Consider the following 20,817-nt stretch of genomic DNA (forward strand, 5'->3'; position numbering starts at 1 on the left):
AAGCCCATTCTCCGGCATCTTGAAAATATTCGGGTATCCTACCCCAGATCAGCATGAAATCAAACAAGTTTTCATCCATACATAGCCTTTTTCCGCAATCTCTCTGTCAAGCGGCAGGGCTGCTTGAGCACGTACGTTCAGTACGCCCCCTTACAGTCCCTTGTTTCCCTTGATCGTTCGGAAAAATTCGCATTTCTGGATGGGAAACGTTTTTCGTGTCCTTTGATCCTTCTTGACTTTCATGCCCTGTTTCGGTAACAAAATATTTTTCAATAAACATTCAGGAGGGTTCATGATCTACCAGAAAAGGGTTTTGACGACAGGCGCAGGGCGCTGGATGGCCCTGCTTTTTTTATGGTGCGTGGTGACGCTGGCCGGATGTGCCGGCAACCGGGTGCCCATTGACACCGCCTATCCCACCAGGCCCATGTCGCTGCCGGCCGACCTGGCGGCCCATGACGGGGCTGAAACCGAATGGTGGTATTATACCGGCCACCTGGAAGATGCCGAAGGCGGCCGTTACGGGTTTGAGCTGACCTTTTTCAAGCGCCGCATCGACAATGACAAGCCCTGGGGCATTCCCGTGGGATGGATCGACGACACGGCCCTGATGGCCCATTTTTCCGTGACCTGTGAAGAGACCGCCGAGTTTGTTCAGGACGGCCGGACCTGGTTTTCCAACAAAAATATTTATGCCCGGACCGATCGGTACGAGGTGGCCTATAAGGACTGGAAGGCCGGAGGCGACATGGAACGGCACACGCTGACGGCCCGGACAAAAGATACCGCCATCGACCTTTCGGCCACTCCCGTCAAGCCGCCGGTGCTGCACGGCACGGACGGCATTGTGCCCAAGGGAGAGAACCGGGCCAATTACTACATGTCTTTTACCCGGCTGGCTCTGGCGGGTACCCTGGTCTTTAAAGGCAAAGAGATTCCTGTTACCGGCACTGCCTGGTTTGATCACGAGTTCGGTTACATGGGCACCACCGCGGTTTCCGGATGGGACTGGTTTTCCCTTCAGATGGAGGACGCCACCGAGTACATGCTCTACGCGCTTCGTCTTAAGGACGGCACCATCGATCCGGTAAGCCATGCCTTTCGCATCGACCCTGAGGGAAAGTCGGAAAACCTGCCCCTGTCCGACCTTGATATCACGGTTCTTTCCAGGTGGAAAAGCCCCCACAACGGGGCCGTCTATCCGTCGGCATGGCGCATCGTGGCCGATCCCTGGGGCCTTGATGTGATCGTGATTCCAACGGTGGCCGACCAGGAGTTCCGGTATCATGACATCGTCTACTGGGAGGGAAGCTGCGGCGTATATGGCGAGCCGGCCAATGGCCGGGCCTATGTGGAACTGGTGGGCTACTGCCCCTGGAAGGCCATGGCCGACCTGCTGGAGGAGTAGGACGGCTTGTGTCCTTTTCTTTGGCGCAAAGAAAAGGACCAAAAGAAACATGCCCCGCGGCTTGGCCACACCACAGGTGTGGCTTCCCTCGCGCGAAGAATTTTTCGGCGCGAAAATGAATTCGCCCCGCTTCCGGCGTGGCTCAGACAGCATTTTCGCTTTTTCCGAAAAATCCTTCTTGCTCGGCTGCGCCGCAATGGGCGAAGGGGCTCGTTGATGTGCCGCCCGTAACAAAATATCGGGTCTGTAGTGTGCCCGTAAGGGCATTCGGCAGGACGGTATCAAACGACCGGTCTTTGACGGGTGCCACGGCCGAAGCGTCAGCTTGCCCGTGGCGTATTCCCGGGTTGTCTCATAACCCTTTCGATATTTCCTGTAAACAGAAACGCACCGGCCGTGAAAAGCCGGTGCGTTTGTGCTTTGTGCCTTTTTACCGTTGGCGTAATTTCAAGACGGCACACCGTCGCGCCGCTCACCTTCGTCATTGCGAGGAGCGAATGCGACGAAGCAATCTTCGTCGCCAATGGAAACTATTTCATTTTCACCAGGTCATTGACTCTGAAGCCCGTGCCGGAGCGGACCATGGCCACGGAGCCGTCGTTGCCGAAAAAGGCGGTGACCATCAGTTCACCCTTGATCCGGCCCGGCGCGTAACCGATGGCGACCCGTGTCTGGGGATCATAGATCATGTCGCCCAGTTCCTGGACCACCAGGATGTCGCCCACCTTGAGTCCGGTCTTCTTCCCGGCATTGACGTAGACGGTCTGTCCCTTGACCTCGGCGATGCGGCCGTTCCAGTCGGTCTCTTCCAACTGTTTGAGCATGTTGACCATGGCCTTGGTCAGGGCGTCCCGCAGTGCCCCGTCCCGCAGGTCCGCGTCATAAGTGGACCTGGAGCCCAGTCCCAGCGCGCCGCCGGTTGACTTGGCATATTCGCCCTGGCCAGAATCAGCCATGATCTGAATGCCGGTGGTGGTGTCCACGATACGATAGTCCACCGTGACCCGGGCGATCTGTTTTTTCTTCTGATAGATCAGCAGGTCCTGTCCCTCTTCCGCCTCGGAATAAGCGGTGATGGCGCCGGTGACAATGGCGTTGAGGCCCAGCACCTTGCCCATTTTGGCCGCGGTGGTGGGGTCAATCACCCCTGAAGCGCCCATGGACTGCTGATTCAGGATCGAAGACATGTCCTGCTGAGGAATGATAATAAACCGATCGGTTTTCTGCAGAATGGTGCCCAGAATGTCAGCCGCCGCCTCGCCGATGCCCAGGACCCGGGAAGGGGTCTTGTTCTGGAAATTAACCACACCCACCCGCAGCTTGGGCCCGGTGTAGCCGCCTGTGGGCGCCAGCTCGTCCTTGATGCCCGTGCGGGAGGAGTCGTCCTTGACCGCGCCGGAAATTTTCGGGGCGCATCCGCTGACTGCCAGACAGAGGGCCAGCAGGGCCATCGCAACGATTGAAGATGTGCGTCTCATTTTTTCTCCTTCACCTTTTTGGGGTTTTTATGCGATTTATTTTCCAGTTTACCGTCCCGCCGCCGGTACAATGGCGTGTTCCGTACGAGTGTAGTCCGGCGGCACATCAAACAGGGAGGAAGGCGGCGTCTTGAGCCGGATGTTTTTCAGCAGGGTGGTGTGGATACCTTCTTTCTGTTCCATGCGGGTCTTGATGGTCATGTTGCCCAGGTCGGTGGCGTTCCATATAAAACCTTCATGGATGCTGCCGTCTGTCAGGGTGACACGCATTTTAAACTTTTCCGTGGGGTGGTCGTCAATTTTTTCGGTGCCGACCTTTTCAATTGTCATTTTCGGTTTCTGAAAGGTCCTGTCCCCGGTTTCGGAACATTCAATATACTCTTTTTTGTCCGGGTAGAGGGCATAAGTGGCCTTTTTGTCTTCCCGGTGAATCATGATCATGGGTTGTACAGCCCCTGGCGGCATATCCGGAAACGCCTTGGCATAGTCCACGTCCATGCGGATTTTCCGGCCGGCCTTGGCAATGGGTATTTCCCATGAAAAGGATTCATTGTCCGTCCTGCCTTCCCATGTGGTCATCATCACGGCGGTAAAATTTTTCTTTCCCAGGTCCATGTGGCCGACAGCCGGGCAGGGCGGCAGAACGATGGGCGGAAGTGTCAGATCGGAAACAAGGGCGGAAAAGGCAGCTGTGCCCCCCGGACCCGCGGGAAGGGTTTCCAGGACACGCTTCAGCATCTCCCCGGTTTCATAGGCCAGGTGGGTGCCGGTGGCCTTGGAAAGCAGCTTGATGGCCATGTTGAGAGCAAATACCTTGCGCGCGTCCTCCTCTTCGGTGGTGTTGCTGGCCAGGGTAATCCAGGGCACCTCCTGGTCCTTGCTGTCGGATACGTCAGAGGCGATATCGGCGATCAGGCCGGCGGTGCCGGACATCTTCTCCTCGGTTTTCACGCCCAGGCCGTTTTCCCAAACCGTTCGGCCGGTGGCTGTCTCCACCATGTGAAACCTGGCCCGCACCTTTTTTTCATTGTAAAGCCCGGTGGTTTTTTCGGAAAAATCCATCAGTGTGCCGTAGACCAGGCCGTCTACCTGGAGTTCCCGGCGCAGCGCATCCAGGGGGGCCGTGTCCAGCTGGCCGCCCAGGGTGACGCCCAGGCGGTCCCGCAGGATCCGGTCTGTATCGGCAATCGGCATGACGGCGTAGTGGCGGGAGGCAATGGCTGCCGCCAGTTTTTCACGGACCATCTGGGGTGCCCCCACATCAGTGGTGTTGTTGACCAGGGGCAGAACGGCCACGGTCTGTATCGGGTTGGCGGGGTTGGGCGGGATCAGGGCCGGCAGGCACCCGGCAAACAGGGCGAGTCCCAACAGCCCGGCAAGTAAAAACAAACGTCTCATGGCAGCTCCTCCTGAAAACCTGTTAACCCGCTAGAATGTAGTGGCGCTGTCGGTCACTTTCAGGGTGACGCTGTTCTGGGTGGCGCCGCTTACGGTCACAGCGAATCCATTAAAGTCGGCCCGGGAGACACCGTCGGCAAACTCCTGGGCCGAACCTGAAAATTCCACATCAAGCAGGGCTTTTTGTCCTTCGAAGCTGCGCTGGTGAATGGCCCGTACGCCCCGGACCTGGGCCTGAATGGTGTCTTTCAGGCCCACCAGACGGCTGTAGGTCACATTCCCGGTCACCGTGACCTGGATCAGGCCGGCGCCGCTCACCTCGTTGCTCCAGCGTTCCACAATCTGGGTGATGATTTGATCTGCCGCCTGTTCGGTAACGTTTTTCAGGGCATTGGCGCCGGCGGTCATCTCATCGGGATGGGCCGCCGCGGCATTGGCCGTGGTGGTGGCCAGCACCGCGCCGTTATCGGTGTTGACGACCCGCAGGGAGATATTGGCCATGGCCGACTGCATGGCCGTGCCCAGTACCGAGCCCCGCAGCTTGGCATAGGCCTTTCCGTAGATCACCACCTCGGCGCCATAGAGCTGCCCAACCTTTTGCATGGCGTCATTGGTCAGGTCCGCGATTTTATAGGCACTGGAAAGTTCAACGGTTCTGTCCGCTACGGTATGGTCCACCACGTTGAACCCCTTTCCCGAGAGTTTTTCCATCAGGGTGTTTTCCGTGATGGTCATGTCGGTCTGGGTGGTCATGCTGCGGTCCCACCAGTAGGCATAAGTGGTCTGGCCGATGTTCTGCTCGGCCACCATGATCATGACGCGGGGCATGTTCTTTCTGGCCATCAGCAGGCCCAGGGCCGACAGATCATTCTGAATATCCGCCTTTGAGACTTCGGCCTTGACCGTTACCCGGTAAAGCTGGGTCTCCGGCATCTCCGACAGCACCTCGTAATTTTTCACATACCCGGCGGTTTTGGAATAGACCCGGTCGCTTAACACCGTGTAGTTTTCCGCCACGGTTTCCGCGGAGACCATGGTGCCAACGGCCTGCTCCACGGCCCGGCGCAGCGCGTCGTTGACGGCGCCGTCCCTGGCCGAGGCCATGTTGCCGTCGGTGATCACGGCCACCCCTTCGGCGGTAACGGTATGAATCTCTTCCTGGGCCCAAGCGCCGGCCGACGCCAGCAATGTCAAGGCCAGCAGCAGCACACCGATAGATATTGTCTGAACCGTGCGTTTCACCTTCCACCTCCTGGTTGATTGTCCTTTATGATGTCCGTGATGGTCGAATCAGCGGATTTCCGGTTTTTGCAGACCCGGCACCTGCTTTCCGGGCACATCTGGCAGCGAAAACAGTCCGGGCATTTGTGCTTCGGGGCGGTTATCAGGTCCGCGTCCGGTATGTAAACCCTGCCGGGCAGCCCGGGATGTTTGATAAACGCCACCGTCTTCCTCCATCGGCTGTCCCAAAGTCTGTTTACCGCGCATCAGCGGGTCTGTTTTTGTCTCTGTGTTTGAAGCTTCGTCCCTCAAAAGAGCCATTGCGTTTACCTGACACCGCCCGTTGAATTATTCAATTTTCATACCAGAGATGGGCCGAAGGTGTCAATTAAATGTTGGCCCAACAGGCGTCTGCCGGGGAAGGGCACACCTGTCCGGCAACAGATCAAATGCACGGGAAAAGGGGGCGCTTGTTTATTTACCGGCCGGGTCGAGTTGCCGGCCCAGGTCACCCAGTACGCCGGGTTTGGGAAATCCCCAGCATTCGCTGGTGTTGTATTCACATTCTGTACACCGGTCGTCCTTGGCATAGCCCAGGGTGGTGGAAAAGAGCATGGAGTGGTTTTCAAGTTGGTGCCCGCTGTCCACAAAGGCCCGGTCCGGGTCTTTTTCCCGGAAATTTTTCAGGTCCCCCAGCTGGCAGGGGGGCAGGCCCTGAAGACTGACCTCTATGCCGTTTTTCTGAAGGGTTTCCACCGCCGTGTTCAGAAAGGGCCTGACCACCTCCATGCTTTCCGGCACAAAGCATGCCACCTGGGTATCGCTGCATTCGAAAAAGAAAGGAAAGGTCAGCAGGGTGCGGCGAACGCCGAGAGAAGAGATCAGGTCCACGATGGCGGGCAGGTGCCGGTAGTTCTGTTTTATAATGACGGTGTTGGTCCGCAGGGGTACCGATTCGGCCAGAAGGTTGGCAATGCCGTCGATACGTTGCCCAAAGGTTTTGGCCGACCCGGTCAGTTCGGCGCAAAGCCCGGGGGTGTGAAAGCTGAACCCCACCAGGGTCCGGTTGACAAGGGCCGCGCACTGTTTTGCAAAGGTCCTGTCATGAAAACGGATGCCGTTGGTGTGAAGGTAGGTCCTTAATCCTTTGGATCGGACAAAGTCCAGGGTTGAGAGAAAATCCCGGTGAACCGTGGGTTCTCCGCCGGACAGGCACACTTCCTGAACGCCGTATGTGTCGATAAAAAATTGAATGTTTTCAGCAATTTCATCAAACGTCATGGCCCGCTGTTTGCCCCGGTTGCCGGCACAGCAGTAGACACAGTTGGAGTTGCAGGTGTAGTTGGCCTTTATTTCCAGGGCGGAAAATCGTGGTCTGATGCTGGCGTCGGTCATGTGTCTGTCTCAAAGCAAAGGGTGATTATTTCCTCAGAAAGGCTTCCAGCTGGTCGATGCAGCTGTTGATCCGTTTTTCAAGGGTTTGTTCCGTGTAAAAGGCCAGGTGGGGCGAAACCCGGACATGGGGCAGGGCCGTAAACCGGCTGTCACTCTCCTGCCAGTCAAAGTCAAGCCAGGCGCTTAGGTCTGTCCGTTTTGCAAGTGTACGGTAAAGCCCTTCGTTGTCAAACACCTCCCGGTGGGAGATCGATATCAGGGTCGCATTGCGGCAAAGACGGTCCAGCACCCCCGCGTCGATCAGCCCTCTGGATGCCTCGTCCCTGGCGCAGCAGATCACCACGATATCGGACCGGGAAAAGAGATGCTTTAACGGCAGCCATTTCACGTGAATGCTGCGAAAGGGACGGCGGGTATTAATATACACCTCACATCCCAGGGTGGCCAGGACTTCGGCCAGCCGTTTGCCGATCAGGCCGTAGCCCACCAGGCCGATTTTTGCCCCTTCAAGCCCCCTGCCGATTTTTTCTTCCTTGACCGTAAACGTGGTCGGCGAAAATATCTTGTCCCAGGGTCGCCGTGATTCGAATACGCAGCGCAGCACGTACTGTACCACCGCCTCGGTGGAGTAGCCGGGAATGTTGGTGTAGTTGACCCCCGCGGTCGCGGCCCGCTGTTCGTCGATGTGGACGATGCCGGTCTCGGCCAGGACTACCAGTTTCATGGCGGCAAGCGATTCGATACAGGGTGTCAGCGGCACATTGCAGGCAAAAAGAAAATCAAAATTTTTCAGCCGTTTTTCAATCCGCTGAATATCTTTGCCCCGGTGGCAGGAGACGCTTTGCACAAGGGGCCGGAGCCGTTCCCTGTGCGCGCGGGCCAGGGCAAGGTCGCCCATTACCAGCAGGGCCGGAGGCCGAGTATGGTCGCGTTTTTTTGCTTTCATGGGAATTCCCTCTTTGGTTTCTTTTCCGCCCCTCTTCACTCGACCCCTTGAATCCTTACGTTACAGTTCCGACACAAATATATCAAACTTGAAGTTCTTCGGTTTTTCAATGGTATCCACATATTCAAACCCCACCCGAAGCGGATGGCCGGAGCGGTCATGGATGATCCGGGTGATTGCCTGTTCGTCCTCCGGAGCCAGAGGGAAGTGGACCACCAGGCGAACTACCAGATGGTCAAGTGCCTTCTGAACGATCTGCACCTGTTGGATTCTGTCGGCATGGGGCCATTTTCGCGGGGAAAACGCGGGCCACTGGCACGTGCCGTCCGGCAGGCGCAGCATGTTGCGCTGCCGGCCCAGAATCCGTTTCAACACCGGCAGGCCCCGGCCGCAGGGGCAGGGTTCACCCACCTCGGCATAATCCAGAATTTCGTAACGGATCAGCGGGGTGGCAAAATTGTGAAGGTCGGTAACCACCACCCGGCCGATCTCTCCGGGCCGGCAGGGGAGGCCCTGGTCATCCAGGACCTCCAGAAAAACGCCCTCGGACATGACATGATAGTGCTCATGGCCCGGGCATTGAAGCGCCATGTAGCCGATCTCCATGGCGCTGTACATGTCCTTGACCCCCACGCCCCAGGCCTGGCGACAGATTTCGCGGGTCTCTTCGGTCACGGTTTCGCCAAAGGCGCGCATTTCGATCAGCCCTGGAAAATCAATACCCTGTTCCAGGCACCGGCCGGCCATCTCCCGCAGGTTGGAGGGATAGGTCAGCAGGTAGGCGGGCCGGTGTTCCTGTATCCACTGGATTTGACGGTCCATGGGTTCCTTGATGTCCAGCATGAGGCTGGGACCGCTTTCAAACGCTACTTTTACCGCATATCCCCAGTTTTTTCCTGTCCGGTCACCCACACCCACACGGATTTCAGCATGGTTCCGGGTAAAATCCCGGTCGTGCCACAGATGGTCCCGCAGGGTCATGGCGTGCCAGAAAAACTGGGAAAGGCTGGTGGAATGAATACGCACCGGCTTGCCGGTGGAGCCCGAGGATTCGGTATAGCCGACCCGGCCGTGGTCTTTGGGTACGGCGGTGCTGTTCATGTCGGCCAGGTGAAGTTGAATATCCTCCCGCTGCAGCAGGGGAATGACGGAGAAAACTTCCGGCGTAACCCGAGTTTTGGGATTAAAGCCGGCGTCCTGAAGGCGGTGACGGTAAAACCGGGTGGTATGAAAAGCATGTGTCAGCAGCTGGTGTATCTGGATAAACTGTTGCTGCTTAATGATCTCCGGCGGCCACCACTGACTCTGATCCAGTTGGTACATGAGGGAAAGCCGGGCCGCGCCCTGAGGCGACAGCAGGGCCGGCCATTCGATTCCAGGAACTACGGATATGGGTACTGCTCTCATGCTTTCCCCTGATTCTGTCAGTTTCCATCCATAAATGGCCTTTTCCCGCAATCTCTGCGTCAAACCGCGGGCTTCCTTGTGCGGCGTACAACAGTACGCCTCCGCGTCAGCCCTTGTTTTCCTTGATCTTGCGAAAAAAATCTCATTTCTGGATTGGAAACACCACGTGGTGTCATCCATGATAAATGGATGGACACCTGTTAAGACTTCGAATATATACCGTTGCACGGCAAACCCCGTCAAGCAATTAAACAGGGAGAGGGGTCGCCCGCCGCTTGACAAACCGCGGCAGCAATGTAAACTGATCAGAATCGAATGCCCGCCATCCCGGGGCACTGTTTACCTGCCACATGTCGTCCGGCAGCCGCCGCTCCGGTCACCAACCATAACCTGTAAAACTGGGAGGAAAGATGATCCGCGCCAGAGATATCATGACAAAAGAAGTGATTACCGTATCGCCGGAAACCGACATCGCTCAGGCCACCCGCCTGCTGCTGGAAAACCATATCAACGGGGCGCCGGTGGTAAACGCGGATGGGGAACTGGTGGGCATGCTCTGCCAGAGTGATCTTATTGTTCAGCAGAAAAAAATCCCCCTGCCGTCCATTTTTACTTTTTTGGACGGCGTTTTTTCATTTTCCTCCACCAAGTCCCTTGAAAAGGAGATGCAAAAAATCGCGGCCACCACCGTGGCTGACGCCATGAGCACGGACCCGGTGTCTGTGACACCGGATGCCACGGTAGAGGATGTGGCCTCACTGATGGCGGAAAAACATTTTCACACCATTCCGGTGGTGGAAAACAGTAAAGTCGTTGGGGTTCTGGGCAAGGAGGACGTGCTCAAGACCCTGGTGGGAGGGAAAGGATAGGATCTCCGGCCAATGGTGAAAATCATCTTCACAGGCGTGATGCTGTTTCTGACCGGGTGCGTGGGCATTCCGGAAGGGGTGAGACCTGTCACCGATTTCAACCTGGAACGATATCTGGGCCGGTGGTACGAAATCGCCCGGCTGGACCATGGATTTGAGCGGGGCCTCAGCCGGGTGACGGCCGATTACAGCCTGCGGGAGGACGGCGGCGTCAGGGTCCTCAACCGGGGGTATTTGGAAAAAAACAAAAAATGGAAAGAAGCCGAAGGCAGGGCTTATTTTGTGGAGGGCCCGGATCATGGCTATCTGAAGGTCTCTTTTTTCGGCCCCTTTTACGGGTCTTACGTGGTATTCGAGCTTGACCACGAGAACTATCAGTATGCCCTTGTGTGCGGGCCGGACAAATCCTATCTGTGGATTCTGGCCAGAACGCCGGAGATTGCACCGGCCCTGAAAGACCGTCTGGTGGCAAGGGCCGCGGCCCTGGGGTTTGAGACGGAAGGGCTCATATTTGTCAGGCACCCGTAAGATAACACCCTGTGTTGTGTTGCCGGCCGTTTGCGGCGGGCGGTCCCTTTTCACCGGAGTTGCGTATGCATAAACAGGACACCGGCATCCTCCGCCCCCGGATTCATGAGTCGGTGTTTATCGCGCCCGGTGCCCGGATCTATGGCGACGTGGTGGTCGGGCCCGGGGCCAGCGTATGGTTTAACGCGGTGGTGCGGGCCGATGAGGGCCGCATCGAGATCGGGGCCGACACCAACATTCAGGACAATGTGACTATTCACAGCGACCTGGGCGCGCCGGTGATCATCGGCGACCGGGTGACCGTGGGCCACGGCGCGGTGATCCGCGGCTGCCGCATCGGGGAAGACGTGATGATCGGCATGAATGCCACCATCATGTCCCACGTGGAAATCGGGGCGCACAGCGTGGTGGGGGCCGGCGCTTTTATCCCCTATCACAAATCCTTTCCGCCCGGTTCCATGATTGTCGGATCTCCGGCCCGGCTGGTCCGGCAATTGACCGAAGAAGAACTGACCTTCAACCAGACGGCCATTGATATCTACAAGGAGCTGGTCGAACGATACCGCGCCGGAGAGATAACAGGGGTCTCCTGAAAACCGCAGTAAAGCAAGAGATTGCCGCGTCGCTTCCGCCGTTGCCTGGGGCACGGCGGGTTGCTCCTCGCAATGACTTTTTTACCCGGCCGGTTGTTTGGGGCATTATAACGTTGGGTTAAGAACAGAAAGGGGAGAACCATGGAAAACGAGCGTTTCTGGACAAAATCCTATGATCCGGGCGTGGGCGACCTTTCGCCCGACCAGTGGGAAACCAGCTATGTGGACGCGGTCCGCCCCACGTTTTCAAAGTTCGGCGACAAGACCGCCTATGCCTTCATGGGCACCCATGTGAGTTTTGCCGACCTGGATTGCTATGCCAACCGGTTTGCCCGCATGCTGCTGGACAATGGGTTCAAAAAGGGCGACGTGGTGGGCATCAACCTGCCCAACATTCCGGAATACGGCATTGCCTGGCTGGGCACGCTGCGGGCCGGATGCGTGGTTTCCGGGGTGTCGCCCCTGCTGTCGGCCCCGGAGATGAAACACCAGCTCACCGATGCTAAAGCCCGGGCACTGGTGACCCTGGACGCGGTTTTCGCCGCTACGCTTGTCAAGATCGCTGATCAGCTTCCGGATCTCAAGCTCGTGGTTGTTGCCAGCGTGGGCGGATTCCTTTCCCCGGTCAAGCGGTTTCTGGGCAAGCGCCTGGGAAAGATTCCCCAGGGCAGGGTGACCCCGCTTGCCGATAAGAGTGTGGTGCAAATAGAGAAGGTGATCAAAGGTTCTGCCTACAGCGGAGACGATCCCGGCGTTGCCGTGACACCGGATGACATCGCCTATATTCAGTACACCGGCGGCACCACCGGCCTGCCCAAGGGGGCCCAGTTGAGCCACCGGAACGTGGTGGCCGACCTGCTTATCGTTCAGCACTGGCTTCACTGGGAAAAGGGCCGGGGCCTGGCCCTGTCCGGCTTTCCCTTTTTCCATATCGCCGGCCTGTTTTTCAACAAGAACTGCATCTATCTGGGCTGGACCCAGGTGCTGATTCCCAACCCCAGGGACACGGACCACATTTGCAAAGAAATCAAAAAATACCGTCCCACGGTCCTGGTCAACGTGCCCTCCCTGTTTCAGATGCTCATCGCCAATCCGGCCTTTAAAACCCTTGACCATTCGGGCCTGGAGGGGTGCATCTCCGCCGCGTCTCCGTTTCCGGAAGAGTCTCAGCGGCAGCTGGAGAGCATTGTGGGAGAGGGCAAGCTGCTGGAGGTGTACGGCATGACCGAGACCGCGCCTCTGACCACCATGAATCCCATGCAGGGCAAAAAGAAACTGGGCCACATCGGCCTGCCCCTGCCCAACACGGACCTCTGCCTGAAAAACACGGAGACCGGTGAAAAGGTGGCGGTGGGGCAGCCCGGAGAGATCTGCGTCAAAGGCCCCCAGGTCATGGTGGGCTACTTCAATCAGCCCGAAGAGACCGCCAAAGCGTTTGACGTTGAGGGATATTTTCATACCGGTGACGTGGCCATTCAGGACGAAGAGGGGTTTTTGCGGATCGTGGACCGCACCAAGGACATGATCATCGTGGGCGGGTTCAAGGTCTTTTCCCGGCGGGTGGAGGACATTCTCTCCGAGCATCCGGCCATTGACATGATCGCCACCATCGGCCGGGCCAATCCGGAGCGGCCCGGTTCAGAGCTGGTGGAGGCCTACGTCAAGCCGGTGGCGGGCCATCCCCTGGCCGGGGACAGGGCGGCCCTGGAAAAAGAGATTCTCGCTTTTGCAAAAGAAAAGCTTTCTCCCTACGAAATACCCAAGCGGGTCCATGTTCTGGATGAACTGCCCCTGACCCCGGTGGGCAAGGTGGACAAAAAGGTGTTGCGCAAGAAGGACGGTAAATGACCCATTCACGCGCATTGGAGCTGATTCGGCTGCTGGACTTAAGACCCCATCCCGAGGGCGGGTATTTTGCCGAGATTTTCCGTTCCCCCGGAATTGTTCGGGTACCGGGTAAAACTGATGATCGCAGCGCCCTGACCGGGATCTATTTTCTTTTGACCGCTGATGGTTGCAGCCGCTGGCACCGGGTGGCGTCGGATGAGATATGGCACTACTATGAAGGCGCGGCCCTGGAGCTTTTCTGGGTTGAGCCGGGTGGCGAAACGTGTAACCGCTGCCGGGTGGGCGAGGTCGGGGAGACCACCCGGCCGGTGGCGGTGGTGCCGGCCGGATCCTGGCAGGCGGCCCGGACCACCGGAGACTACACCCTTGTGGGATGCACGGTGGCCCCGGGGTTTGAGTTTTCCGATTTTCAAATGTTAAAACAAGACCCAAAAGCGGCACAACAGATTAGTGCACGGTTTCCCGAGTTATCCATGTTGCTATAGGCGGGGGAACGACACCCCATCCCCCATGTTTTCTGATAACCCGGATATTTCATGAAATGTCCGGGCGAATCGAAAGGCTGCCGGTGTTACATATTTTTGTTGATGCAGATGCCTGCCCTGTGAAACAGGAGGTGTATCGCGTGGCGCGCCGGTGTGATCTTTACGTCACGTTGGTAGCGAACGCTTTTATGCGGGTCCCGGCTGAGGCCGGAATAACGCTCAAAGTTGTTGGGAATGCCTTTGATGCGGCGGATAATTGGATTGTCGAGAACGTAGAACCTTTCGATATTGTTGTAACCGCCGATATTCTTCTTGCGAGCCGCTGCATCAAAAAAGGCGCACGTGTTATCGGGCCTACGGGGAAACCATTTACGGAAAGCAATATCGGCCAGGCTGTCGCTACCCGGGATCTTCTCTCGGAACTCCGGGGGGCCGGAGAGGTCACCGGAGGCCCGCCGCCGTTGAACAAGCGTGACAGGTCGCGGTTTCTCCAGAAGCTCGATGACGTCATTCAGTCCATTCGTCGCGACAATGGCTTGTCTTGACTTGCCCCAACCCGGATATTTCATGAAATATCCGGGTTCAGTGGCGTCCAAAATAGCTCCCAAAATGACTTTTAAGCTTTATAAACATCTGAATTTAGAAATTACGGAAATAAAACTGAAAACCAGGCTGCCTCTGGAGAAACAAATTTTTTTATACACCCCGTCGGGGCATTAATGGCAGGCCCCGCCCATTGCAGCGCAGCCGAGCGCAAATGCTTTTTTCGGGGAAAAGCGGGCAGGCTGTTTGAGCACCGCGAAGCGGGCGAGTTCCTGCCCGCGCCGAAAAAAGCGTTTGCGCGAGGGAAGCCACGCCTGTGGCGTGGCGAGCCAGAGGCCAAGCTGTCACGCCTGCGGCGTGATTCTTTTGGTACTTATCTTGCCGCCAAGAAAAGTACACGGATAAGCAGGATAAGAAAAATAATCTTTGAGAGCACCGCCGTAAAGACAATTCGATTTCGATACCGATACCGATAGCGATTTCGATAAACAACCGGAAGACTGTCCCGCCATGATTAAAACCATTTTTGGACAATAATGATCCGGGTTAGCCGGTCTTCCATTCACCAACCGTTGTATAGATTATATCAACTTGATCCCGGTGTTTGTTGATGATATTCCGCCGGGCTTCATCAAGAACACGAGGGTTTCCGGGACCGGTGGATTCATGGTAAATCTCCCGGGGCAGCACGTATACCTTACGCCCCAGTCGTGCCATATCAAGGCAGAAGTTCGCCACGTACAGGTACCAGCCGGGGCAGGTGCGCGCGTCAAAACCGGTTTCCAGAAAAAGTTTTTTCGGCACGATCAGCAGGCAGCCGTCCACTGTCTGCACGGGTACCGGCTTTGTAAGCCGAACACGGCCAAGACGTCTCGGTGGCGTGCCGTGCAGGATGCTTGCCACCACGCCCAGTGGTCCGTTGCCCGCCACTCCGGCCGCGCCGAAGTTTTCCAGAAGATCAATGTCGTTGCGGGCATCGGCCAGCCATGTGTCTGAGCCCAGGGCCACATCCTGGTGCACGAACATCAACAGGTCGTATTTCGCGCGCGCGGCCGCGGCATTCAGTACTGTTGCGGCACACTTGAAGCGCTGGGGCCGGTTGTCAATGGCAATCAGTTCGCAGGCGGTCTTCTGATGTTTCAGGCTTTCAACAAGGTATTTGTCCAGCTTGGCCTGGCTGTTGAAAACGCAGATAATGGAAAAACCTTTTGGTTCCGGGTGGGCCATGGTCATACCGCCGCATTGGCAGGAAGCCCGAAGGCCCGGTCAAAAAGCGCAAAATCCAGGCGTGCGGGATCGTAACTCACGTCATCCAGGGAAATTCGCCCCTGTTCCGGCACATCGCGTCTCAGGGCCACGTTATCGGCCAGGCCGATGGGCAGGCCGGGTGAGGCGTGGTTTTCCTTAAAATTTTCAATCAGGCCGTAGCAGCAGTAGCCACCGATGCCGTCCAGCACTTCACCGGCTTTCAGGTCGCGTTTGGCATAGGCATACACCTGGGTCTGGAACCCGTAATCCGGAACAAGGAAGGGCGTTTGCCGCCGTGCTGCCTGAAGGACGGTTCCCATGGCCTCGATATGGCACAGGTGGTAGGGCCGGTAAAACAGGTAGAACGGGCCGGGCCCCATCTTGTAGTAGGCCAGCATCTCCCGCTGATAGGGATTGTCGCAATGGCCGATCACAAACACCCCGCCGCCGGGCTCGGCCCCCAGGATGTAATCCACAAAGGGGCGGCGGTCCTTCCACAGGGCGTCAAAATCAAAGCAATTGAACACGTCCTGGACATGGGCGGCCCGGGGCCCGTGCATGCCCGGCGTTGTGGTGATCAGGCCGCAGGCGTTGGCAATGATGGCCATCTCGATATTGAGTTTTGTGCCGTCCGTGTAGGAGGTGCACATGCGGTAGTCAAGGTTGCGGATGTCCGCTTCGGGAACGATGGAGGTGGGGTTGGCCGAGCGGTCCAGGAATCCCTTGATGTTGCCGGCCATGACCAGGTCCAGCCCCCATAACGCCAGGTCGTCGATCTGGTGCTTGAGCACGCCGTACTGGTCGCCGTCGCAGCTGGTGCAGACCACGCCGTTTTTACGGGCGATGTCCGCCAGCAGCGGGCCGAACAACAGATCGATCTCAGAGTTCATCAGAACCAGGTGCTTGCCGCTGTTCAGGGTGGCCAGGGCGAATTCTGCCGCTGGAAGAATGGCGCTGGACGCCTCAATGACAACGTCGACGTCCGCGCATTCGGCAACCCATAAACCATCTTCGCAAACCGCCACTTCTCCCCGGCGGGTCACATCCTCCATGACGGCCCGGCTGGTGGCAATCGAATGGGGTATATGCAGCCATGTGAGCACGGCCGTGCACCGTTTGACATCGGTATCGCACACGGCCACGCACCGCACCCCCGGGGTGATGTGGGCCTGGTATACCAGCCCCTTGCCCATGGAGCCGATGCCGATAATGCCGATCCTGATTTTTGCGGGGTCTGAGCCGTTTTGCTTTTGCATGCGCGTTCCCTGTTTTTTACGGCAATTATCTATATCGCGGAGCGCTTTGCTTATCAAGTTGATTTAGCAGGAAACCGCGGGCTGGCGGCCGTCTTTCTCTGGCGGGTGCCACGGGCCAACCGAAGGTTGCCCGTGCCTGTTTTGCTTTTCTGAATTACCTGCCGTAAACAAAGCAGCGCATGCCTTCGCGCAGGGCAAAGGCGCCGTGCATGTAAAGGGCGCCCAGCCAGAAGGGAACATGAAAGATTTCAGGTTCGCGGTAGTTCACCTGTCCCATGGCTGAGATAAGGCCTTCTGCAAACATGCCGGCCACGGCCAGGATCAGGGCCAGAACCAGCAGGAATCCTTTTTCGTAGGTAAAGGTCAGCCGAAGGGCAAAGACCCCGTAAAAGATGGCCGACAGCAGCACCGGTTCCCGGTTGCCGAACCCGCTGAGCAGGTAGACCATGCCAAAGGAGATCAGGGCCTCCACGCATGGCCCGATGGCGCCGGCTGATGTAGATTTGCCTGTGGGCAGCGCTTTGGGCAGGGCCGGCGCCATCCAGAAATATCCCACGGACATGGTCATGAAGGTGACAAAAAATCCGGGCAGCACCCAGAACGCCTGCCCGAACAGCCATGGATCCGGGTAGGCCAGGGTGTGCGTGTGAACATGGATGGCGTCGCAGAAGGTGGCCAGTGAGGCGGCCAGCAAGGCCAGGGGCAGCATGTTAATATAAGGGCTTTTTGTCTTTTGCATGGTTTTTCCTTTTCAACCTGCATGGGGTATTGTGCGTACAACACTACATACGTCATTGCCAGCGCAACACTACATAAGTCATTGCGAGCGCAGCGAAGCAATCTTGAACTTGATTGTGTCATTGCGCCGTTTTTATTCCCTGCATGCGGGAAGTGGAGCAAGTCAGGTGGGCAGGAGAACGACAGGCTTCACGGGGAGCGGCGCTTTCTGCCGCGATCACGTGCAAGCCTTGGTTATGCCGCTGATTTCATTTCAAAAGCATCACATCCTTTGTGAAAAATAATGCGCCGACCAGCAACAGTAAAGTTAACCCTTTAAAAACGAAGGGATGATTTATGAATTTTGGATTATATCCAGCCAAATCATAATATTTTGAAAGTGATGCAGCCCCTTTAAAAAACCACACCCATAAAAATAGAGATATCCAGCAAATCACCATAACTACAAATCCAATATTGCGTTGAACCGGCCGCCATGTTTCAAAATCATGTGTCGCTTGAGGACCCGATATCATCTGTAGAGCCCAAAGAATAATACATGGGACGAATAGTGCCAACAATAGCCCAAGTGTAAATTTGTTAACTTCGGGTTTTGTTATTTTCCCTTCCGAAATGCTTTTTTGAAGTCTAATCCTAAAATATATGGCATTCCCAAAACCGCACCACACACCACATAATATCCAAAAGTGTTTAAATAGGTTTTCCATTTTTGCTCCTGAAGCATAACTTATTTCTCACCTGCCGGTGTGTAGCGGCAGCGGAACACCGGTCAAGTGGAGAAAAGGGTTATAAATACATATTTTGAGAATGAGTAGCCAAGAAACTATAAATCTTTAGGTAAATAAATTCTAAACCGCGTATAATTACAAGTAAAATAATCCAAATCCATAATATTCGTTTTTTCGTTTTAAAAGATAATCGGGTATTAATTATTTTCGTTTTTATCAAAATCAACCAGCTCATTCCTAAAGACATCCAGGCAAAGGAAAAAAAGGTTTGCTTTGCAAATGAAAATTTATAGCCCAACAGAGCATAAAGCAGCATTAAAGGCCCGCATATCGCTACAAAAAACATCCAGGCATATACAAAGCTGTAATAGGCAGGTCTGCCCTCAAGAAGCTCCTGATCGATTATTTTTTTTGTTTCTTCCGAAATTATTGCGGTCATGGGAATACTGTGTTTTACATAAAGAAGATGTGTACGGCAAAGGCACCTATATTTAACACCGGACAATGTTTTGTGCGGAAACACAAAATTTGGAGAATTATTGCAAGTAGGTCCCATATCCCATGGCCCTTCAATAAAAAAGGGCCAGTCGCACTTCGCCTTTTCGATGATTAAATTTTTTTGGCCACAATTAGCACATAGGTTAACCACAGATCCATCTTCAAGGCTGGTCTTTTTGTAAGTCCTGCTATTGAATTTTTGTTTACAATTCTGGCAGATTTCGACTGGGTTCATTATTATGTTCAACTTGGTCTTACCCACAAAAAGTGGACACGGTTAATTGGTCGTATCGTTTTTCATATTCATGCGGACTCGTGTATCCAATAGCAGAATGCCGTCTTTGTTTATTGTAGAACACCTCGATGTACTCAAACACGCCGGCATGAACTTCTTCAACCGTCCTGTAATTTTCGGCGTAAATTAACTCGACTTTCAATCGACTGAAGAAGGATTCCATTACCGCATTGTCCCAGCAGTTCCCCGTCCGGCTCATACTACAATGAATACCATTGGCTTTCAATGCCTCCTGGTATTCATGTCCGCGATACTGGACCCCACGGTCTGAGTGCAGCAGTACGCCCTTTTCAATCTCCCGGCAGGAGACAGCCATATTCAAAGCTTCCAGGGGCAGTCCTTCACGCATGTGGCTATCCAGGGCCCAGCCAATCACCTTGCGGGAGAACAAGTCCAGCACAACGGCAAGATAAAGCCAATTTCTGCTGACTTTAATATAGGTAATGTCAGATACCCACTTGCGATTGGGTTGATTCGCTTCAAATCGGCGGGCTAACAGGTTGTCGCTTACATTGGTTTTGGACTCAATCGGTGCCCGGTATCTAAAAGTTTTGCCGTTACGGGCCCGAAGGCCTTTCTCCCGCATTATTTTAGCGACATGGTTCACGCAGCAATTAACGCCCTGGGCATTAAGCTCCATCGCTATCCGTGGAGCGCCATAGCGTTTTTTAAAGCCGTAAAACACCGCCTCTATGGCTTCGCTCACCCGCCCGCGTTTTTGTTGGCGCGGGCTCTCTGGCCGTTTCTCCCAGGTATAAAAACCGGATCGGGAGACGTTCAGGAGCCGGCACATCATTGTTACTGTGAACTCACCACGGCACGACGCGATAAAGGCGTACTTTACTCGTCGTGATTTGCAAAGTACGCCGTCGCTTTTTTTAAGAAGTCACGCTCCTTCCTGAGACGTTCAACTTCCTTTTTAAGCCTCCGGATCTCTTCTTTTTCTGATACGGAATAATTTGTCCCGTCTGCGACCGTAAATTGATGCTTAGCCAGCTTATTAAACTGAGATCGCCAGTTGTAGACCTGGCCGACATGAATCCCCAGTTCCCTGGCCACGTCAGCCGAGGTCCGGTCTGGTAAATCAGCCAACCGGACCGCCTCTCTCCGATAAGACTCCGAATATATTCTTTTCTTCCCAGCCATTTGACACCTCCTTTTAGGTATATAAACCTAATTTAATAAGGTGTCCACTTTCCGTGGGTAACTCCGGCACCCAACGTTCCACATCACCGGCTGGCAATGGAGCACAGCAAAATTGCCAGTCCGAGTTGATGTGGTTGTTAGAAGCTGCCGCCATTATGGTTCAAGTTTGGATAAAGGTACGGATTCTTTAAGTAGACGAGTAATTTCATCCATTCCTTCATACCCCTTTATTTTAAACCCAAAATTTTTTCTGATATTTATAAGGATGGAATTTATAGCCCCCTTTTTACGTTGAAACCTTATAGAATCAATGTCCTGTAAATCAAACTCATTTTCAATTTCGCCTTGTTGAAGAATCAGAAAGTTATTGTGGATAAGTAATCGGTGCGAGAGCATTCTTTGTTTCGTCCTGGCAAAATCTTTGTGAATATATTTAATAAAGACGCCAAATAATAATACGAAAGCCGCCGCTGTAAAAACTCTTGTGATAGATGGTTTTGGGCCTATTATCCCAACCGTCCCAATTATTAAAATCAATAAAACGAATACGGCAGCAAGAAAGCTTTCTCTTCTTTTTATCTCAATCTGTTTTTGGCTTAGTTTAAATTCCATTTTCATATTAAACTTCTAACCATTGATTCTCAGGTCGTTTTGCCCTGACAACACCCTTCTAGGGCTATTATACGGGCAATTTTCCCCTATAATTTATTATACAGGCAACTTGCCCTGACAGTTTTCCCCTGGAGAATTAATGTCTTGAATTGAAAGGTTTATAGGTTAAGGAACATA

General features: G+C 54.9%; 22 protein-coding genes. 7 read left to right on the plus strand and 15 right to left on the minus strand.

The genetic code is table 11. The annotated features are described in order from the left end of the window. Positions 1-292 precede the first annotated feature (292 nt). Positions 293-1,408: a lipocalin-like domain-containing protein gene (locus DOLE_RS06115; protein WP_012174618.1), complete on the plus strand. Its 1,116-nt coding sequence runs from the start codon at positions 293-295 to the stop codon at positions 1,406-1,408. A 530-nt stretch (positions 1,409-1,938) separates the two neighbouring features. On the opposite strand, the gene DOLE_RS17135 is transcribed toward DOLE_RS06115, so the two are convergent. The 7 genes from DOLE_RS17135 to DOLE_RS06150 form a co-directional block, all read right to left on the minus strand. Next, the gene (locus DOLE_RS17135; protein ID WP_012174619.1) at positions 1,939-2,886 is read right to left on the minus strand and encodes a CsgG/HfaB family protein; all 948 of its coding nucleotides are present in this window, start codon (positions 2,884-2,886) and stop codon (positions 1,939-1,941) included. A 48-nt stretch (positions 2,887-2,934) separates the two neighbouring features. Continuing rightward, positions 2,935-4,284, minus strand: coding sequence for a GNA1162 family protein (locus DOLE_RS06125; protein WP_012174620.1), 1,350 nt, complete (start codon positions 4,282-4,284; stop codon positions 2,935-2,937). A gap of 30 nt (positions 4,285-4,314) precedes the next feature. Then, a complete protein-coding gene (locus DOLE_RS06130; protein WP_012174621.1) occupies positions 4,315-5,526 on the minus strand; it encodes a flagellar assembly protein T N-terminal domain-containing protein in 1,212 nt (403 codons plus the stop codon). A gap of 48 nt (positions 5,527-5,574) precedes the next feature. Continuing rightward, positions 5,575-5,826: a hypothetical protein gene (locus DOLE_RS18165; protein ID WP_153304369.1), complete on the minus strand. Its 252-nt coding sequence runs from the start codon at positions 5,824-5,826 to the stop codon at positions 5,575-5,577. A 153-nt stretch (positions 5,827-5,979) separates the two neighbouring features. Beyond that, the gene (locus DOLE_RS06140; protein WP_012174622.1) at positions 5,980-6,900 is read right to left on the minus strand and encodes a radical SAM protein; all 921 of its coding nucleotides are present in this window, start codon (positions 6,898-6,900) and stop codon (positions 5,980-5,982) included. A gap of 25 nt (positions 6,901-6,925) precedes the next feature. Next, complete coding sequence (locus DOLE_RS06145; protein WP_012174623.1) at positions 6,926-7,846, minus strand: NAD(P)-dependent oxidoreductase; 921 nt, start codon at positions 7,844-7,846, stop codon at positions 6,926-6,928. Between the two features lie 60 nt (positions 7,847-7,906). Then, positions 7,907-9,253 carry a phenylacetate--CoA ligase family protein gene (locus DOLE_RS06150; RefSeq protein ID WP_012174624.1) on the minus strand — a complete coding sequence of 449 codons (1,347 nt, stop codon included), beginning with the start codon at positions 9,251-9,253 and terminating at the stop codon, positions 7,907-7,909. A 410-nt stretch (positions 9,254-9,663) separates the two neighbouring features. Between DOLE_RS06150 and DOLE_RS06155 the strand changes: the two genes are divergently transcribed. The 6 genes from DOLE_RS06155 to DOLE_RS18770 all read left to right on the plus strand — a co-directional run bounded on the left by DOLE_RS06155 (position 9,664) and on the right by DOLE_RS18770 (position 14,121). Beyond that, positions 9,664-10,122 carry a CBS domain-containing protein gene (locus DOLE_RS06155; protein WP_012174625.1) on the plus strand — a complete coding sequence of 153 codons (459 nt, stop codon included), beginning with the start codon at positions 9,664-9,666 and terminating at the stop codon, positions 10,120-10,122. A 12-nt stretch (positions 10,123-10,134) separates the two neighbouring features. Beyond that, positions 10,135-10,650 carry a lipocalin family protein gene (locus DOLE_RS06160; protein ID WP_012174626.1) on the plus strand — a complete coding sequence of 172 codons (516 nt, stop codon included), beginning with the start codon at positions 10,135-10,137 and terminating at the stop codon, positions 10,648-10,650. Positions 10,651-10,715: 65 nt separating this feature from the next. Further along, positions 10,716-11,243, plus strand: a complete 528-nt coding sequence (locus DOLE_RS06165) for a gamma carbonic anhydrase family protein (protein WP_012174627.1) — start codon at positions 10,716-10,718, stop codon at positions 11,241-11,243. A 141-nt stretch (positions 11,244-11,384) separates the two neighbouring features. Beyond that, positions 11,385-13,091 carry an AMP-binding protein gene (locus DOLE_RS06170; protein ID WP_012174628.1) on the plus strand — a complete coding sequence of 569 codons (1,707 nt, stop codon included), beginning with the start codon at positions 11,385-11,387 and terminating at the stop codon, positions 13,089-13,091. Continuing rightward, positions 13,088-13,576 (plus strand): cupin domain-containing protein, encoded by a 489-nt coding sequence (locus DOLE_RS06175; RefSeq protein ID WP_012174629.1) that lies wholly within the window; start codon positions 13,088-13,090, stop codon positions 13,574-13,576. The genes DOLE_RS06170 and DOLE_RS06175 overlap by 4 nt, the downstream gene beginning before the upstream one ends. A gap of 56 nt (positions 13,577-13,632) precedes the next feature. Beyond that, entirely contained in the window at positions 13,633-14,121 is a 489-nt protein-coding gene (locus DOLE_RS18770) for a YaiI/YqxD family protein (protein ID WP_012174630.1), read from the plus strand. Between the two features lie 544 nt (positions 14,122-14,665). Here DOLE_RS18770 and DOLE_RS06185 read toward each other — a convergent pair. From DOLE_RS06185 to DOLE_RS06220, 8 genes are all read right to left on the minus strand, one after another. Then, entirely contained in the window at positions 14,666-15,346 is a 681-nt protein-coding gene (locus DOLE_RS06185) for a glycosyltransferase (RefSeq protein WP_041280886.1), read from the minus strand. Positions 15,347-15,348: 2 nt separating this feature from the next. Beyond that, entirely contained in the window at positions 15,349-16,623 is a 1,275-nt protein-coding gene (locus DOLE_RS06190) for a homoserine dehydrogenase (protein WP_012174632.1), read from the minus strand. 154 nt (positions 16,624-16,777) lie between these two features. Continuing rightward, a complete protein-coding gene (locus DOLE_RS06195) occupies positions 16,778-17,362 on the minus strand; it encodes a DUF2878 family protein (RefSeq protein WP_012174633.1) in 585 nt (194 codons plus the stop codon). A gap of 247 nt (positions 17,363-17,609) precedes the next feature. Next, positions 17,610-18,068, minus strand: coding sequence for a hypothetical protein (locus DOLE_RS06200; protein WP_012174634.1), 459 nt, complete (start codon positions 18,066-18,068; stop codon positions 17,610-17,612). A gap of 79 nt (positions 18,069-18,147) precedes the next feature. After that, positions 18,148-18,822 (minus strand): hypothetical protein, encoded by a 675-nt coding sequence (locus DOLE_RS18170; RefSeq protein ID WP_153304370.1) that lies wholly within the window; start codon positions 18,820-18,822, stop codon positions 18,148-18,150. A 19-nt stretch (positions 18,823-18,841) separates the two neighbouring features. Next, positions 18,842-19,711: an IS3 family transposase gene (locus tag DOLE_RS06210; RefSeq protein ID WP_041280397.1), complete on the minus strand. Its 870-nt coding sequence runs from the start codon at positions 19,709-19,711 to the stop codon at positions 18,842-18,844. An 11-nt stretch (positions 19,712-19,722) separates the two neighbouring features. Beyond that, positions 19,723-20,028 carry a transposase gene (locus DOLE_RS06215; RefSeq protein ID WP_041280398.1) on the minus strand — a complete coding sequence of 102 codons (306 nt, stop codon included), beginning with the start codon at positions 20,026-20,028 and terminating at the stop codon, positions 19,723-19,725. Positions 20,029-20,181: 153 nt separating this feature from the next. Continuing rightward, the gene (locus tag DOLE_RS06220; protein ID WP_012174638.1) at positions 20,182-20,646 is read right to left on the minus strand and encodes a hypothetical protein; all 465 of its coding nucleotides are present in this window, start codon (positions 20,644-20,646) and stop codon (positions 20,182-20,184) included. Positions 20,647-20,817 lie beyond the last annotated feature (171 nt).

Source organism: Desulfosudis oleivorans Hxd3 (genome assembly GCF_000018405.1).
Taxonomy (GTDB): domain Bacteria; phylum Desulfobacterota; class Desulfobacteria; order Desulfobacterales; family Desulfosudaceae; genus Desulfosudis; species Desulfosudis oleivorans.